At 61.0% G+C, this 18,795-nt stretch carries 8 protein-coding genes; 4 read left to right on the plus strand and 4 right to left on the minus strand.

Annotated elements, in window-relative coordinates; genetic code table 11:
- Both ABIB36_RS19300 and ABIB36_RS19305 read left to right on the plus strand, forming a co-directional pair.
- A partial coding sequence (locus tag ABIB36_RS19300) for an amino acid adenylation domain-containing protein (protein ID WP_502944955.1) occupies positions 1-12,257 on the plus strand: 12,257 nt, incomplete at its 5' end.
- Positions 12,258-12,329: 72 nt separating this feature from the next.
- Positions 12,330-12,956, plus strand: coding sequence for a DUF8020 domain-containing protein (locus ABIB36_RS19305; protein ID WP_256895338.1), 627 nt, complete (start codon positions 12,330-12,332; stop codon positions 12,954-12,956).
- A gap of 28 nt (positions 12,957-12,984) precedes the next feature.
- Here the strand turns inward: ABIB36_RS19305 and pabB are convergent, their stop codons facing one another.
- The 3 genes from pabB to ABIB36_RS19320 all read right to left on the minus strand — a co-directional run bounded on the left by pabB (position 12,985) and on the right by ABIB36_RS19320 (position 16,144).
- Positions 12,985-15,042: an aminodeoxychorismate synthase component I gene (gene pabB, locus ABIB36_RS19310; RefSeq protein WP_084345146.1), complete on the minus strand. Its 2,058-nt coding sequence runs from the start codon at positions 15,040-15,042 to the stop codon at positions 12,985-12,987.
- 9 nt (positions 15,043-15,051) lie between these two features.
- Complete coding sequence (locus ABIB36_RS19315; RefSeq protein WP_084345145.1) at positions 15,052-15,426, minus strand: chorismate mutase; 375 nt, start codon at positions 15,424-15,426, stop codon at positions 15,052-15,054.
- 379 nt (positions 15,427-15,805) lie between these two features.
- The gene (locus tag ABIB36_RS19320) at positions 15,806-16,144 is read right to left on the minus strand and encodes an RNA polymerase-binding protein RbpA (protein WP_084345141.1); all 339 of its coding nucleotides are present in this window, start codon (positions 16,142-16,144) and stop codon (positions 15,806-15,808) included.
- Between the two features lie 178 nt (positions 16,145-16,322).
- On the opposite strand from ABIB36_RS19320, the gene ABIB36_RS19325 reads away from it, so the two are divergent.
- The gene (locus ABIB36_RS19325; RefSeq protein ID WP_084345140.1) at positions 16,323-16,655 is read left to right on the plus strand and encodes a hypothetical protein; all 333 of its coding nucleotides are present in this window, start codon (positions 16,323-16,325) and stop codon (positions 16,653-16,655) included.
- 104 nt (positions 16,656-16,759) lie between these two features.
- The gene (locus ABIB36_RS19330; protein WP_084345139.1) at positions 16,760-17,215 is read left to right on the plus strand and encodes a tellurite resistance TerB family protein; all 456 of its coding nucleotides are present in this window, start codon (positions 16,760-16,762) and stop codon (positions 17,213-17,215) included.
- A gap of 56 nt (positions 17,216-17,271) precedes the next feature.
- Here ABIB36_RS19330 and ABIB36_RS19335 read toward each other — a convergent pair whose 3' ends face one another.
- Complete coding sequence (locus ABIB36_RS19335; protein WP_084345138.1) at positions 17,272-18,756, minus strand: amidase; 1,485 nt, start codon at positions 18,754-18,756, stop codon at positions 17,272-17,274.
- Positions 18,757-18,795 lie beyond the last annotated feature (39 nt).

Below are 18,795 nucleotides of genomic sequence, written 5' to 3' on the forward strand. Positions count from 1 at the left end.
TCGATGTCGATGCGGTGCGTGATCGGGTGGTGTCGTTGTTGCCGGCGCATATGGTTCCGTCGGCGTTTGTGGTGTTGGATTCGATTCCGTTGACTCCGGCGGGCAAGTTGGACCGCCGAGCATTACCCACACCAGAATTGCCCAGTGCCGGCAGCGGACGTACACCTCGTAGCGAGACGGAAATTGCGATTGCACAGGTTTTCGCCGAAGTGCTCGGTACCGAAACAATTGGCCTCGACGACAATTTCTTCGATCTCGGCGGCGATTCACTCAGCGCCACACGAGTGACGGCCCGCGTCAATGCTGCGCTGGGCTCGAACATCAGTGTTCGCATGTTGTTCGAATCACCCACCGTCGCAACGCTGTCCACTCGCACCGCCGACCGGGCCGTCGAGAGTTCGCGTCCGGTGCTGGGTGTGGTGGAGCGTCCGTCGGTGATTCCGTTGTCGCAGGCGCAGAGTCGTATGTGGTTCATCAATCAGTTCGATACGTCTTCGCCTGCGTACAATATTCCGCTTGCTGTGCGGTTGTCGGGTGCGCTCGATGTTGCTGCGCTCGAGGCTGGGGTGGGGGATGTGTTGGCTCGTCATGAGTCGTTGCGGACTACTTTCCCGGTGGTGGGGGAGTTGCCGCGTCAGTTGATCGGGTCTGTGTCCGATGTGGCGGTGGAGTTGGCGGTGGTGGAGATCGATGCAGATGGGTTGCAGGAGCGGATTCTTGCCGATGCTGCTGGGGGGTTCGATGTGACGGTGGATGTGCCGTTTCGGGCGTCGTTGTATCGGGTGGGTGTCGATGAGTTCGTGTTGGCGATTGTGGTGCATCATATTGCTGCTGATGGTGCGTCGATGGCGCCTCTTGCTGCTGATGTGATGGTGGCGTATGGCGCTCGGGTTGCTGGTGGTGTGCCGGGGTGGGAGCCGTTGGCGGTGCAGTATGCGGATTACACGTTGTGGCAGCGTGAGGTTCTCGGGAGTGAGGATGATCCGGGGTCTGTGGTGTCGCGGCAGTTGGAGTTTTGGTCGGGGGTGTTGGCGGATGTGCCGGATGTGTTGCCGTTGCCGATCGATCACCCACGCCCCAGCCGGCAATCCAACAGAGGTGCTTCGGTCTCATTCGACATCGACGCAGCAACTCATGATCGCCTCGTCGGACTCGCACGTGAGACTCGCACGACAGTCTTCATGGTTGTACATGCGGTGTGGTCCATCCTCATGGCTCGTCTCAGTGGTACCGAGGACATCACGGTCGGTACTCCCATCGCCGGGCGCGGTGAAGCAGGCCTGGACAACCTCGTAGGCATGTTCGTGGGGACCCTCGTCCTGCGCACCGAGGTCTCACCGCATGCGAGTTTCACCGAACTGCTCGCTGATACCCGCGCGGCGGATCTCGCAGCTTTCGACAACACCGACATCCCATTCGAGCGACTCGTCGACGCGTTGGCACCGACACGTTCCACCGATCACTCACCACTGTTCCAGGTCTTATTGGAATTCCAGAACAACCAGAGCGCACACCTCGAACTACCCGGCCTCGAGGTGAGTGCTCTCGACTTCGATGCCGGGGTCGCCAAGTTCGACCTGCAGCTGACCGTGTCCGAGAGTTTCGACGAATCCGGCTCTCCCACAGGTATATCCGCTGCTCTCACTTATGCTGTCGATCTCTTCGACGGTGAGACAGTGCATAGCTTTGTAGACAGATTCGCCTCGATCGTCGAGGCCGTGACCGACGACCCGCAGATCACAATCGGTGATATTGCGATAGTCGATCCTGCAGAAATCGTCGCCATGCAGTCCGAGTGGAATCACCCAGGAACACTGCCGTCGAGCGAGACCCTGACCGCGCGGTTCGAGTCTGCGGTTCGCCGCTTCCCCGACTCCACGGCCGTCGTAGACGGTGAAGCCGAGTATTCCTACGCTCAACTCGATGCCCGCGCGAACCAGCTTGCACGCCACCTGATCTCGGTCGGGGTGGGTCCGGAAGCGCTTGTAGCAGTTGCCATGCCGCGGACTGCCGAGTTGATCGTCGTACTGCTGGCGGTACTGAAGGCCGGTGGCGGATACCTCCCCGTCGACGTCACCTATCCGGCAGACCGACTTGCGTTCATGCTCGACGATGCTCGGCCCGTCTGTGTCGTGTCGACGACTCGGGACGTGGAATCGGTTCCCGCCGACTCTCTCGCAACAGTGCTGATCGACGACACCGCAACCGTTGCGACTGTGGACTCGCTATCGACGGCACCGCTGACTTCGCGCGATCGCGTCGGCGACGCCAGGCCGGACTCGGTCGCATACGTCATCTACACCTCCGGTAGCACCGGTCGGCCCAAGGGCGTTCAAGTTACGCACGCCACCGTCGCGACACTCTTCGAGAACACCATCGGAAAGTTCGGTTTCGACGAATCCGATGTGTGGACGATGTTCCACTCCTACGCTTTCGACTTCTCCGTGTGGGAGCTCTGGGGCCCGTTGCTGTACGGCGGCAAGCTGGTAGTAGTCGACTACTACACGGCGCGCTCGCCGGAGCTGTTCCGTGAGTTACTGGTTGCCGAACAGGTCACCGTGCTCAATCAGACACCGACGGCGTTCTACCAATTCGCCGAGGCGGACCGCACGGCGCCTACCGATTCCGATGCACTGGCGTTGCGCTACGTGATCTTCGGCGGCGAGGCACTCGATCTCGGTCAACTCGGTCGTTGGTATGACCGACATGCCGACGATTCACCCACTCTGGTGAATATGTACGGAATCACCGAAACCACCGTGCATGTCACTTATCTGCCGCTCGACGAGGAGTTCGCCGCGTCTGCGTCCGCAAGCGTCATCGGGCAGGCTATCCCCGGATTGACTGTTTCCGTGCGTGATCGACGCTTGGGTCTGGTTCCTCCTGGCGTCACCGGCGAGATGTATGTGTCCGGCGCACAACTTTCACGCGGGTACCTCGGTCGAACAGCTCTGACGTCGACACGGTTCGTCGCGGACCCCGACAGCAGTGCGGGAACTCGGATGTATCGCACCGGTGACACCGCTCGGTGGAACCGCGCCGGCCAACTCGAGTACCTCGGCCGAAGTGACATGCAGATCCAGCTACACGGATTCCGAATCGAACTGGGCGAGATCGAGGCTGCGTTGTCCAGCTACGACGGCGTCGCTCAATCGGTGGTCTCGGTACGCGACGACGGGGCAGGCGATCGCCTTGTCGGCTATGTCGTTCCGGAAGCAGGCCGAACCGTGGACACTTCGTCGATCCTGGAGTTCGTAAGCGGGACGCTGACGTCGTACATGGTGCCCGCCGCAGTCATCGTCCTCGATGCACTTCCGTTGACGGCCAACGGAAAACTCGATCGCCGAGCTCTGCCCGCACCGGACTTCGCCGCCGGTGTCACATTGAGCCGGGCACCTGCGACGCCGATCGAAGAAAGCCTTGCATCGTTGTTCGCCGAGGTTCTCGGGCTGGATGCAGTCGGAGTGAACGACTCGTTCTTCGCACTCGGTGGCGACAGCATCATGTCGATCCAGCTGGTCTCGCGCGCCAAGGCAGCAGGATTGGTCATCGCTCCGCGAGACGTGTTCGAGCGTAAGAGCGTTGCGGCACTGGCCGAAGTAGCTCGCCGGGCCGAGGACTCCGACACTGTTGTCCTCGAGGAGTTGCCGGGTGGGGGAGTCGGCGACCTTCCGCTGACCCCGGTCGTGCAGTGGATGCTCGAGCGCAGCGAAGAGTTCGGTCGATACACCCAGACTGCGCTGCTTCAACTGCCCGCGCAGATCGAGCAACGGATTCTCCACACGACTGTTCAGACCGTGCTGGACACCCACGACATGCTCCGTGCGCGCCTGTACCGGAACGACGACGGTGTGTGGTCGGAAACGGTGGAGCCGGTCGGATCGGTAGAGGCTTCGTCGATCATCCACCGGGTCGAAGTCGACTCGATCGAAGGAACCGAGTTCTCCACCCGTGCCGCGCTCGAATTGGACTCTGCAGCGGATCGTCTCGATCCGACGGTCGGTCGAATGATTCAGCTGGTCTGGTTCGCCGACGGCTCGGGCCGTGGTCGTCTTCTCATCGTCGCGCATCACCTGGTGATCGATGGGGTGTCCTGGCGCATCCTCGTCCCGGACCTGGCTTCGGCTTGGGCACATGCAGTGGCCGGTACCGAACCCGCACTGCCCGAGACCGGAACCTCGATGCGTCGATGGGCAACAGGTCTCGCCGGGGCCGCCGAGACGCGTACGGACGAGTTGCCGCTCTGGCAGGGCATGCTCGCCGGCGCCGACGAGGTCATCGGTTCACGGGTCCTGGATCCGGCCGTGGACGTCGACGCCACCGTCGAACGCATCAGAGTGTCGTTGCCGACGACTGTCACCGAACACCTTCTGACGACTCTCCCGGAGAAATTCCATGGCAGCGTCAACGACGGACTACTGACCGGTCTCGCTGTGGCACTGACGGTCTGGCGACGTGAGCAGGGCTCGACTGCCGACAATGCCCTTGTCACTTTGGAAGGCCATGGTCGTGAAGACGGCGTCGTGCCGGGTGCAGATCTCGGACGGACCGTCGGATGGTTCACCACTATCTTCCCGGTGCGCCTGGGTCTGACTGGAATCGATCTCGACGACGTCCTCGAAGGGGGACTCGCGGCCGGCGATGCCATCAAATCAGTGAAAGAACAGCTGCTGGAGATCCCGGATCATGGCATCGGCTACGGCATGCTGCGGTATCTGACCGAGGAAGGAAGAACTGTCCTGGGCGGGTTCGCCCGGCCACAGGTCAGCTTCAACTACCTGGGGCGCTTCGCCACCGGTTCTTCGGAAAACATGCAGGATGTCGGATGGATTCCGGTGTCGGACACAACGTTGGGCGACGCACAGAACCCGAACATGCCGGTTCCAGCTGTTCTGGACATCAACGCCGTCACGAACGCGACACCGACAGGCCCGGTTCTGGACGCCACTTTCGCCTATCCGGCCGGTGTTCTCGCCTCGCACGAGGTGGACCGACTGATCGAACTGTGGGTTGCGGCGCTGACCGCGTTGACGATGCACGCGACGAGGTCGAATGCGGGAGGCTTCACCCCGTCGGATCTGGATTTGGTCGATATCGATCAGGCGACCATCGCCGAGCTCGAGGCACGCTTTCCTGCCCTCGCTGATGTCTGGTCGATGTCGCCGTTGCAGGCCGGGCTGCTTTTCCACGCCCGGCTGGCGGGTGAGGTCGACCAGAGCGTCGATACAGGTGTCGACGCCTACATGGTGCAACTCGGGTTGGAGTTGCGCGGCATCGTGGACGTCGATCGGATGAATGCTGCGGCGCAGACCTTGCTCGATCGCCACGCCAACCTTCGAACTGCGTTCGTACACAACGCAGACGGGGAATCCGTACAGGTTGTTCAAACGGGCATTCGGGTCCCATGGAGCCACGTCGATCTGCGCGGCGAAGTCGACAGCGATGCCGCTTTCGACCGCGTTCTCGAAACCGACCGCGCCACGCGATTCGCACTGGACCGTGCTCCACTTCTCCGATTCACGTTGATCACCAAGGCCGAGGGGGAGTGGCGTCTGTTGATGACCAACCACCACATCCTGCTCGACGGATGGTCGACACCTCTGCTCATCAAGGAACTGCTGACGCTGTACGCCACCGCGGGTGACGATTCGATGTTGCCTCGCGTACCCGCGTATCGCGACTACCTGGCGTGGATGCACACCCGCGATTCTTCGCTGTCCACTGCAGAATGGACGCGTGCTCTGGCAGGCGTCGAAGAACCCACGCTTCTCGCCGATGCAGATCGTGGCCGCCATCTCTCGACGACTTCGGTGGAGAGATCTCGATCGTTGTCACTGGAGACCACTGCGGCGCTTCGAGATTTCGCAGCACAGCACGGCTCGACGCTCAATACCGTCGTCCAGAGCGCTTGGGGCGTGGTACTCGCCACACTGACCGGTCGCACCGACGTCGTCTTCGGCGCCACAGTGTCCGGCAGGCCACCGGAGGTCAACGGCATCGAGTCGATGATCGGCCTGTTCATCAACACCTTGCCTGTGCGCATCACGCTGAACCCAGCCGAACCGATCGGTGACCTCATCGATCGGGTGCAGGTGGAACAGGCAGCTTTGCTGGACCATCACTATCTGGGTCTGACCGATATTCAGCGCGCAGCAGGCCCGGGCGTCTCGTTCGACACCCTGACCGTCTTCGAGTCCTATCCGGTCGACCGCGCGGGATTGTCGGAGGAGACCGATATCGCGGGAATGAAGGTGGCCGACGTCCTGGGTGCGGACGCCGCGCATTATCCACTGACTCTCGTTGCCTCCGTTGATGATCGCCTTCACTTGAAGGCGAAGTTTCTGCCCGATCTCTTCAGCGCAGAACAGATCGATCGGATCGTCGCCCGCGTCGAGCGGGTGCTCTATGCCGTCCTCACCGACGATCGCAGCCCATTGGCACGGGTTTGCCTGCTCGACGACATCGAACATGCTTCCTTGGCTCCCGTCGTCGGCGCCAAGGGTGGCTCGAGCAGATTGTTGCCGCACATTTTGGAGCAGGCGGCCGCACTCGATCCTGAGCACATCGCACTTCGATTCGCCGACAGGACAATGACATACGGCGAACTGGATCGGCAGTCCACTCGACTGGCCAGACTGCTGTTGACACGCGGGGTGTCCGCAGAATCGTTCGTAGCCATCGGCCTTCCACGGTCGATCGAATCCGTCGTGTCCGTCTGGGCTGTCGCAAAGTCCGGTGCCGCCTTCGTCCCAGTGGATCCCGCATATCCGCGGGATCGTGTCGACCACATGGTCAGCGACTCGGATGCACACTTCGGCCTGACCATGCAGGCCGATATGTCCGGACTGCCGGAGATACTGGCCGGTGGAGGTGCATGGATCGTTCTCGACGACGCACAGACCACGGCAGAACTCGACGATTACTCTTCGGCGCCGCTCCGCGAGGACGAGCGGGTCACCGGGATCGCGCTCGGCAGCATCGCCTACGCCATCTACACCTCCGGTTCGACCGGACTGCCCAAGGGCGTTGTAGTAACGCATGCCGGTCTCGACAACTTCGCTCTCGAGCAGTCCGAGCGATACGAGATCACCCCACAGTCGCGGACTCTGCATGTGTCCTCTCCCAGCTTCGATGCCTCCGTGCTCGAGTACTTACTGGCATTCGGAGTGGGCGCGACCATGGTCATCGTCCCTCCGACCGTTTACGGCGGTGATGAACTCACGAACATTCTCGCGTCCGAGAAAGTCACCCACGGTTTCCTCACCCCGGCAGTTCTCGCCTCGGTGGATCCTGCCGGTCTCGACTCGTTCCAGCACGTGGTTGTCGGCGGCGAGGCGGTTCCCGCCGAGTTGGTCGCAGCCTGGGCGCCCGGACGTAACTTGTTCAACGGCTACGGTCCGACCGAGACGACGATCATGTCGAACATCAGCGACCCGTTGGATGCCGAGTCGGCGCTGACAATCGGTGGTCCCATCCGCGCGGTGTACGAAGTGGTACTCGACACCAGGATGCAGCCCGTCCCTGTCGGCGTACCGGGTGAGTTGTATCTTGCAGGCGCAGGACTGGCACGTGGCTATCACGCACGAGGAGCACTGACTTCCGAACGCTTCGTGGCAAACCCGTTCGGCTCGGCCGGCGCTCGTATGTACCGCACCGGGGACGTCGTTCGCTGGACACCCGAGCGCACCGTCCAGTACATCGGGCGCAGCGATTTCCAGGTAAAGGTGCGCGGGTTCCGCATCGAGCTCGGCGAGATCGACGCCGTGCTCTCCACCCACCCGGCCGTCGACTTCGTGGTCACCGTAGGATCGCAATCACCCTCTGGTGCCACAGTTCTGGTCGCATATGTCCGCGCTTCCGAGCGCACTTCGGAGATCGACAGTGCAGAACTGACGGCACATGCGTCGGCGAGCCTTCCCAGCCACATGGTGCCGTCACTTTTCATGCAACTTGCCGAGATACCGCTGACACCGGTCGGCAAGCTGGACCGCCGGGCACTACCCGAGCCCGAATTCGGTTCGGATGCAGGAACATACATCGAGCCTCGGAACGCGCACGAAGCCACGGTTGCGACCGTGTTCGAAGAGACTCTCGGAATCGAACGCGTCGGCGCCCTCGACAGCTTCTTCGATCTGGGTGGAGATTCCTTGTCGGCCACCCGAGTGATCGCGCGAATCAATGCCGCGAGCGGTGCGGGACTGGGAGTTCGAGCAATCTTCGAAACGCCCACAGTCGCGGGATTGGCTGCGGCCATCAGAACGTCCTCGCCTGCTGGTGACCGCCCACTCCTGCGCGCCGTCGATCGCCCCGAGCGGATCCCGCTGTCGCTCGCGCAACAGCGCATGTGGTTCATCAACACTTTCGATCCGACCTCGCCCGCGTACAACGTGCCACTTGTGGTGCGCTTGACCGGAGAACTCGACCTGGCGGCCCTCGAACTGGCAGTGACGGACCTGCTCGATCGGCACGAATCCTTGCGGACGACATTCCCGTCCGACGGTGTGATACCCGAACAACGGATCCACCGAACCGAGGACGTCGTTCCTGCTGTTTCGGTGGTCTCCATTGCCGGAGGGGACCTTCGCGATGCCATCGGCACGATCGCCGGGACCGGGTTCGACGTCACCACCGAGATCCCGATTCGTCTTGCGTTGTATCGAATCGAGTCATCGGCCGAACCCACCCATGTGCTCGCCGTCGTGGTACACCACATCGCGGCGGATGGAGCCTCGATGGCCCCTCTCGCCCGCGACGTGATGATCGCCTACTCCGCTCGGACTGCCTCGAGTGCGCCCGCATGGGCACCGTTGCCCGTGCAATACGCGGACTACACGCTCTGGCAGCGCGAACTACTCGGCGACGAAAAGGACCCCGCCAGCATCGCAGGCGGACAATTGGATTTCTGGCGCACGACACTTCGCGGAGTGCCCGACTTGCTTCCGCTCCCGACGGATCGTCCACGGCCGAACATGCAGGACTTCCGCGGAGGACGCGTCGTGTTCTCCATCGACAAGGCGGTCCACCGGCGCATGACGGAATTCGTCCGCGAGCGGAACGCCACGATGTTCATGGTCGTGCACGGTGCGTTTGCCGCGACCCTCGCCCGCCTCAGCGGCACAGAGGATATCGCTATCACCACTCCGGTGGCTGGCAGAGGCGAAGCAGCACTCGACGACCTGATCGGGATGTTCGTCAACACTCTCGTACTTCGAACTGTCGTCGATGGCGCCGAATCGTTCGAGTCGCTGCTCGGTCGGGTTGTGGACGCCGATCTCGAAGCTTTCGGTCACACCGAAATCCCGTTCGAGCGTGTCGTCGAAGTCCTCAATCCGGCACGATCGACGGCATACTCTCCGTTGTCGCAGGTCGCATTGTCGTTCCAGAACAACACCAAGGCACGTCTGGAATTGCCGTCGCTCACCGTCGAAGGATTCGACTTCGATGTTCCTGTCGCGAAACAGGACTTACAGTTGCTGCTCTCGGAGACATTCGACGAGTCCGGTCAGCCTGCAGGTATCGAAGCTGCATTCGACTTCGCGACGTCGCTGTTCGATCCCGCGACGGTCGAGTCTTTCGCCGATCGCTTCGTTCGGATACTGGATTCGGTCACCCTCGACCCCGCTTCACCGATCGGTGACGTGGACATACTCGAACCCACAGAGCGCCCGAATTTTGCTCCGGCACGCGGCGATGACGGTGTACAGGAGCAGACCTGGCCGCAGATGCTCACGACAGAGGCATTGTTGAATCCCGACGGCATCGCGTTGGAATTTCGGGACACCAGCATCTCCTACCGAGATCTCGACGATCTGTCTACGCGTATCGCGCGCATGTTGATCGACTTCGGCCTGGGTCCCGAGTCGTTCGTCGCACTTGCCCTGCCGAGGTCGATCGAATCGGTCGTGTCGATGTGGTCGGTGACCAAGTCCGGTGCGGCCTTCCTTCCGGTGGACCCGAACTATCCTTCCGATCGCATCGCTCATATGCTCACCGACTCGAAAGCACCGATCGGTATCACTGTCGCCGAATACCGTGACCAACTTCCAGACACGATTCCGTGGCTCGTCATCGACGATCCCGAATTCGTCGACGATGCACAGCGTTATCCGACCGAGGAGGTCACCGACGCCGATAGGACGTCGACCCTGCGGCTCGATCATCCCGCCTACCTGATCTACACCTCGGGCTCGACAGGACGACCCAAGGGCGTTGCCGTACGGCACCGTGGTCTGGCCAATCTGGAAAAAGAAGTCACGCACCGGTTCCACCCGAACATGAAGTCGCGGATCTCCCATATCGCGTCCCCGAGCTTCGATGCCTCGATCTACGAACTCATCATGGCCTTCGGTGTGGGAGCCACTGTCGTCATCGTTCCGCCCGGAATCTTCGGTGGCGACGATCTGGCAGATCTGCTCGAGCAATCCGGCGTCACTCATGCTTTCCTCACCCCGGCTGCGCTGTCCTCCATCGACGGTGACCGGCTTACCGACGTCGGTGTTCTCGCAGTCGGCGGAGAAGCGTGCACGCCCGAACTAGTCGCTCGGTGGGCACCCGGCAGGAAAATGTTCAACGGATACGGCCCGACCGAGACTTCGATCCAGGCAAGCGTGGGTGGTCCACTGGTCCCCGGTCAGGTGATCAACGTGGGTCGGCCGGCGATCGGCTTCCGCTACTCGGTCCTCGACGCACGCCTACGTCCGGTTCCAGCCGGCGTGGCAGGAGAGCTCTACATTGCCGGACCAGGAACTGCTCGCGGCTACCTCTCTCGTTTCGCCTTGACGTCGGAACGGTTCGTCGCAGATCCATTCGGCGAACCGGGCGAACGTATGTATCGCACGGGAGACGTAGTTCGCTGGACTGCTGGCCACACGATCGAGTTCGTCGGCCGCAGCGATTTTCAAGTCAAGGTTCGCGGGTTCCGGATCGAACTCGGTGAGATCGATGCCGCGCTCACCGCGCACGGCGCCGTCGGGTTCGCGGCGACCATCGGTCATACCGCGCCGTCCGGTGACACCGTCCTGGTGTCGTACATTCGGATTGCCGACGGGCACTCGGTAACTACAGCCACGCTGCTCGAGTTCGTCGGCGAATCGCTTCCGCGGCACATGGTCCCAACAGCACTCGTGGTTCTCGACGAGATTCCGCTCACTCCCGTCGGTAAGTTGGACCGTCGAGCGTTGCCGGTGCCGGAACTGACCGGGGCGACGGTCGCCTACCGCGCACCGTCCTCGGCGACAGAAGCCTCCGTAATCGAGGTCTTCATCGAGATTCTCGGAGTCGACACCGTCGGCGTCGACGACAACTTCTTCGACCTCGGAGGCACGTCGTTGGTGGCAACACGCGTCGTACCTGCGCTGGAGATCGCGACGGGTGTTCGCGTACCTCTGCAAGCGTTGTTCCTGGACCCGACTGCGGCTGGGCTTGCCGCCCGAATCGACTCTGCCGAAAGCTCGTCGTCTGCTCTCGACAGTGCATTCGCGGTAGTGATCCCACTCCGTGGGCAGGGAAGCGGAGCACCTCTGTTCTGTGTTCACCCCGGCATCGGACTGTCCTGGGGTTACTCCGGAATCGTTCGACACCTCGCGGCCGATCGGCCTGTGTACGGTCTTCAGCTTCCGAGCATTTCCGAAGGTGGTGCCTTCGAGTCGATTCAGGCTCTCGCACACCGCTACGTCGAGGAAATTCGGAAAGTTCAGCCGTCAGGTCCGTACAACCTTCTCGGTTGGTCACTCGGCGGTGCGATCGCACATGCGGTCGCGGTCGAACTTCGACGAGACGAAGCCATCGTCGAGTCCTTGACGATCCTGGACAGTTATGTGATCGACCCCGACGAGGCTGTCGGAGGCCGCCTCACCGTCGAGGAGTTGCTTGCAGGGCTCGGTCTCGATGTCGGGCCCCAGGAGTCGGACGCACCGCTGAACTACGAGAGCGCGGTGGAACTTCTGAACGAATCCTTCGGCCAGAAGACCGGTGTGACTCCGCAGCATCTGGAACGGATCAACGACGGATTCGGCAACTCGACGACAATCATGAATCGCTTCGTGCCTGATGTCTTCGATGGAAACGTTCTGTTCTTCTCCGCTGCACAGGGTTCCGGCGATGGAGTTTCTCGCGACCCGGCGCAATGGAATGAATTTGTGACCGGAAAAGTGCGAATACATGAGATCGACTGCGCCCACAATCAGATGATCGAACCGCAGGTGCTCGCGGAAATCGGCACAGTATTGGAAAGCTATCTCGATGAAAACCTGTATTGAGCACACGAATCGGGTAGTACCGAATACCATCGCAGAGACAAAACAAACAATTCGTCGAACTACGGTCTGGGGATGCCTGTGAAGCGGATCAAGTCAGTAACGGCAACATTTGCTGCGGTGCTTGTTACGACATCAGTGACGATTGCGGTCGGGGGCGGCACGGCATATGCCGATCCGGTCGCAGCGAACGAAACGGTGAATTACCAAACTTCCGTTCTACCGGATGGCGCTGTCAGTACCATTCTCGATTCAGGCGCGTTTCGTATCGACGCAACTTCTGAGCAAGTTCAGGTGATCGGTGCATCCGGTAACGTCCTGGCCGCCTTGCCATTGGCTTACACCGTCAACGGTACGTCGTATTCGATAGCTCCCGCCGTACTCGGCAGTCGACAATTGTTGCTCACGCCACAACCGGCAGCCTCGCTCGTGACCGACGTGGCGGGCCCGATCACCAAGCAAGCTGCACTCGACAATGCACTGAACCAAATCGCTATCGGCTATGCCAACGGTGGCGCAATCGGTACCGCCGTGGGTGCAGCCCTCGGATTCGCCATCGGATGCGTATCGATCTTTCCGAACTTCATTTCCGGGTGCATCATCGGAACTGCCATCGGCGTCGTGGCGGGATCGGTCATCGGAACACTCAATGCCAACCCGCAGGTTCAACCAGCGGTGTTCGAGTACTTCGCTACTCCCTGATGGAACCGAGGCCTGAGGGGCGGAACAGTTAGCTTCGTCCCTCAGGCCGGCGGCCCAGCGCCCTTCGCATCGAGACTGCTTTGACCATCGTCTCCTCGAATTCCTCTTCCGGGTCCGACAGCGCAACGATGGCTCCACCGACTCCGAACGTGACCTCGTGCTCGGTGGAGACGATGGTTCGAATCACAATCGAGAAGTCGGCGGTGCCCGTCACCGACAAGTATCCGATCGCTCCGGAATAGACCCCGCGCGGACCGTCTTCCAACTTATCGATTATGGCCATCGTTCGAATTTTCGGCGCTCCTGTCATCGAGCCACCGGGAAATGCGGCGCTGATGCAGTCGACGGCAGAGGCGTCATCGCGTAGTCGGCCTCGCACTGTGGACACCAATTGGTGTACCGGCGCGTAGGTTTCGACGTCGAACAATTTAGGGACATGTACCGAACCCGGGATGCACACGCGGGCAAGATCATTGCGGACGAGGTCGACAATCATCAGATTCTCGGCCTTGTCTTTCTCGTTGTCGAGAAGATCAGCCCGGAGTTCGGCATCTTGTTCAGCGCTTTCACCGCGCGGGCGTGTCCCCTTGATCGGCTTCGATTCGACGATTCGATCGGCGTCGATACGCAAGAACCGCTCCGGTGATGCGCTTGAAACCGACAGATCAGCGAAGCCGAGAAATGCGCTGTAGGGCGTGGGATTGATTTCGCGCAGATAGGAATAGGTACCGAGCGCATCGATCGGACCGGGGAACGTCGCGGTATTGGTCAGGCACACTTCGTATGTCTCTCCGGACCGGATTTCGGCCAGACACTGTTCGATCAGGTCCAGATACTTCGCATGGTTGTGGCGAAGAGGCAAGTCGTTCTGCACAAGTGGAGCGATCAGCGGCTCCTGTATGTCCGGAACCTCCTTGTCCTCGTGGCCAAGTGATCTCAATGAGTGCTCGACCGATGCGAACCACTTTGCAGTTTCTGTCTCCGCTCGATCCCGGATGAGGGCCATGACATAGCACTGCCGTCCTGCATGGTCGAAGACTACGGCGCGGTCAGCGAAAACCATCGAGGCGTCCGGGGTCGGTGCTGTATGAACGAGCTGCCCGCCGACATCGGCTTTGAGTTCGTAACCCAAGTAACCGACGTAGCCGAGTCCGAATGCAAAGGGCAGGTGCTCGAGTGAGGGAGTTGCGCGATCACGCAGTTGGCGGTCGAGGTACGCGAAGAAGGTCGAATCGATGGTTTCGACCGATCCGTCGCTGCTTTCGACTCTGACCTGTCCCTCGGCTACTCGGTACGTAACGTACTCCGCCAGCGGACCAGAGCAGTCCCCCATTATGGTGAATTGTGAATTCGGCTCTACCGCGGCGCTGCCGTCGAGCCAGAAGCTGTTGGGTCCACTCGCGAACAGCGCAGAGAATGCTCGCTCGGTATCGAATTCGCCGTCTATACAGTGAGTCTCGATCGAGTACGGTGATCGAGTCGGAAGGCCGGTCGATGCTCTGGGCTTGCGAGCCACCGTGAGATCCCGAAAGTTGGCCAGCAATTCGCGGCCGTAGTCGGTACTGATCGACTCCGGATGAAACTGCACTCCCCAGATCGGTCGGGTGCGGTGACGAACAGCCATCACCAGGCCATCATGGGTCCACGCGAAGGCTTCGAGTTCGTCGGGCACTTCCACTGTCAGCAACGAGTGATATCGCACTACCGAATACGGTGACGGAATTCCCTCGAACAGATCGTCACCGGTATGGACGACTTCCGAAATTCGACCGTGCATCGGCGTGGGTGCAAGATCGACCACGCCACCGAGCAGATGACATATCGCCTGATGGCCCAGGCACACGCCGAGTATCGGTAGCTCACCTTCCTCGATTGCGCGTGCGCTGATGCCGAGATCGTGTGCGGTCATCGGGCGTCCCGGCCCCGGAGACACGACGACATTGTCGAAGTTGCCGAAATCGATGGACTCCCAGGGCACGTCATTCTTGACGACCACTGGCGGCGCGCCGTTCACCTCTGCCAACAGGCTGTAGAGGTTGTAGGTGAACGAGTCGTAATTGTCGATGAGCAACGTGCGTACTGCCATGGCCATCACCTAACGATGCTGCGCGTCGGACGCGGCGCGCTGGGTGGGGGAGTCCGATTCGATGATGAGGTCTTCGACACGACATGCCTCTGCGATCAACAACTTGTACACCGAGGTGAGGAAGTCCTCCGATAGATCATTGCTACGTGCGAACTGGCGGGCTCTTTCCTGAACGACCCCGACGCGGCCCGGTTGCATCATCGGAATTTCGAACTCACGCTTGACGCGCGCGACACGCGCGCAGATATCGATCCGGTCACGAATCGAATCCAGAAGACGGTGATCGACCGCATCCAGTTCCTCGCGCAGCGAGCTCAAAAGATTTTCGGAATCCCCGTTCACGTGGTGCCGCCCCTCTCGCTCTGCCGTGGATGCCGCGTTCATCTTCGAAAGCTGCGTTTCCACCTACTGCGTTTCCACCTGCTGGGTCGACATATACATCGACAATTCTCGGCAAGCTGTTACCGCTGATCGCTACCGATTGTGCATTGCCGATTGTGCATTGCCGATCCCGACATATGGACCGATTGCGCTGATCGAACGCAGGCCCGGCCCAGGGGGCAATCCTTCCATCACACGACGAAGATGGGATGGCGTCCGTGAAGAAATTGTTCATTCGTAGTCGATTCGAAATACGTGGTTGCCGAAAACAAACCCACCGTATGAAGCGTGGCAAAAAAATGCGCCGAACGAATGTTTCCATTCGTTCGGCGCAAAGCTAGCGGAGCTACTTCATCTCGGTCGAATGCCCGTGCACTCGACGTCAAGCGCCGCGGCGCTTGACCTTCAGTAGGTCCATCCGTTCCTTGAGAAGCTCTTCGAGCTCTTCCACGGAACGGCGCTCGAGGAGCATGTCCCAGTGAGTACGCGGAGGCTTTACCTTCTTGGCCTCCGGTGCCGTTCCTTCGAGGAGTGAACCCTCGAGGCCGTTCTTGCACGCCCAAGTACCGGGAATCTCGGCTTCGTCGGCGAACGGGATGTCGAACTCTTCACCGTTGTCGCAGCGATACCGGGCGACCCGGCGAGGCGCGAGATCATGATCGCGGTCGGTCTCGTAGCTCACAGCACCGAGACGGCTACCCCGTAGTACGCGGTCTGCCATTGTGAAGTCCTCTCCTCATAGTGCATGCGATTTTGCGCGGGGCGAGTGATGCCCACCTGCAACTCACAAATATGTCAACGTCTGTACCGCGTCGTTCGTTCCCGTATCGACACGCGAGAAGTCTCTGTCGGCGCCAGTCCGTGGTCATTCTACCGTCCCGCACCGTTAGGCTCGGTACATGCCGGTGTCGTCTCGTCGAGTTCATGCGTGCGCATGGTGCGGACGCGAGGTCGCCGACTCCGGAATGGGTCGACGGCGGAGATACTGCCGTCAGTCGTGCCGGCAGCGAGCTTACGAGCACCGCAGCGCCGTGAAGGGCACATCCATCCCGGAAGATGCCGTCGTATTGTCGGCCGATGAGGCGTCGGCACTGATCGACCGCACGTTCGAGGTCCGATGTGCGGCCGAAGACGTCGCGATTGCTGTGCAGGAAGGTGCGACCGCCGAAGAACTCGCGCAACTGTGCGTCGAACTTCTAGCCAGAGCGAAAGACGCCGAACGGTTGAGGTAGGGCTCACCGAGGCCAGTTGGGTTCATCGATTCGGACACTTCGGACCAAGGTGTGGACAATGGAGTCGATCGCGCGAACGGTGCGACGCCGAACGAAGGAGATCCATGGCTTTCTGGGACCAACTCAAGTCGAAGGCCCAAGAGCTGAACGGGCAGTTGCAGACCAAGACCGTCCAGTTCAAGAACAAAGAATTCGCCAACGGCAGCATGGCGATGTGCGCTCTCATCGCCGCAGCGGATGGCACCATAGATCCGGCCGAACGGCAGAAGACGGCATCGCTCATTGCCAGCAACGAAGCCTTGAAGGTGTTCCCTGCCGACGAACTGCGGCAGAAGTTCGACTGGTATTGCGACAAGCTGAACGGTGATTTCGACTTCGGCAAAGTGGAAGCCACTGCCACCATCGGCAAGTTGAAGACCAAGCCGGAGCAAGCCCGAGCCGTCATTCAGATCGGCATCATCATCGGTGGCGCAGACGGACTGTTCGATGATCACGAGAAGAACGCAGTGCGCAACGCCTGCTTCGCCGTCGGCATAGACCCGGCCGAGTTCGAACTCTGACTCACTGACCCGCGGTACCGACTGTGCTCGGTACCGCGGGTAGCGCGGTCACGAGTTCACCCTGCAGGAGCGGGGAATCGCTGAATCCACGGTTGCGCTTCCTCGAGCTGAGCCGCGAGCCGGAGTAGTTCACCGTCGGATCCCAATTTTCCGACGAACTGCACACCCAGTGGCAGCCCGTCCTCGGTCCAATGCAGAGGAACGCTGATCGCGGGGCGGCCAGTGAGATTGGCCAACTGGGTATAAGGGACCCACCCGAGGCTGTCCTCGACGACGTCGTCCAGCACCCCGCTGAGTGCCATGAGTTTTCCACCGCGAACCTTGCTGACGAGACGAGCGGTTCGCTGCACCAACGACGAGGTGGAGGTGGCGCCTACTCGCAGAGGGGGAGTTGCCAACGTCGGAGTGAGCAGGTAGTCGAAACGCTCGTGGAAAGCGCTGAGTGACCGGATGTGCGACGTCGTTCGTTCCAACGCCTCGATCAGGGCAAGCAAACCACTCGAACGACCGAACTCCGCAATTGCCACAGTGTCAGCCTCGAAATCGGAATCGCTTGCGCCAGTTCGTCTTTTGATATCCGCAATCTGCGCGTGCACCTGAGCGAACCAGATCGTCAGGAAGTCGCGCGAGAGCGCCCAGTCGTCGTATGGCGGCGTTACCTGCTCGACGTGGTGCCCCAAACCGGCGAGTAGTTCGGCGGTACGCTCCACCGCCTCGACAGCCTCCCGGTGCGGTTCCGGATTGACCGCCGAGGACGAGGACCAACCAATTCGTAGCGGGGACGGGGCTCGATCGAGATCCCTCGAGAATGCTTGCGCTGGAAATGCAGCTTGGTAGTCCGAGTTCGGATCAGGGCCGACAACTGCGTCGTACAGCGCAGCGCTGTCGCGCACAGTTCTGCTGACCACCCCCTGCGTCACCATTCCGAACATGATCTCTCCGGTCTGCGGACCGTAAGGAGAGAGACCTCGACTGAGCTTCAGGCCGACGAGACCGTTGCACGCCGCGGGGATCCGAATCGAACCGCCACCATCGTTGGCGCCGGCTGCGGGCACAATCCCAGCAGCCACGGCGGCGCCGGATCCACCCGAAGAACCGCCGGGCGTCCGAGTGAGGTTCCATGGGTTGTGGGCAGCCCCCCAATAGTCGGGTTCGGTTACGCCCTTCGCACCCAGCTCCGGAGTGTTGGTCTTCCCGAAGATCACCAGGCCTGCGTCGAGAAATCGCTGAGTCACCAGGGCGTGATCGGTAGCGACGTGATGGGCCAGGGATCGCGAACCGTACGACGTCGGATAACCCTTGTACTCCTGGAGAAGATCCTTGATCAAAAACGGTACACCCGCCAGAGGTCCGCTGAGCGAGGTGTCGTCGGCCCGCGCGTCGGCCACGTCCAACGTCGACACGATGGCGTTCAGCTTGCCGTTCACCGCGGAGGCTCGCTCACGTGCGAGATCGAGAAGTTCGCGCGCAGTTACCTGCCGGGTACGAACGGCTTCTGCCAACGACACGGCATCCATGGACATGTATTCGCCGAGCTTCATCCGCAGATGTTAACCCGCGAGGAGCTGTCGAGAATGTGG

Origin of the sequence: Rhodococcus sp. UYP9 (genome assembly GCF_040547235.1) — a bacterium.
Taxonomy (GTDB): domain Bacteria; phylum Actinomycetota; class Actinomycetes; order Mycobacteriales; family Mycobacteriaceae; genus Rhodococcoides.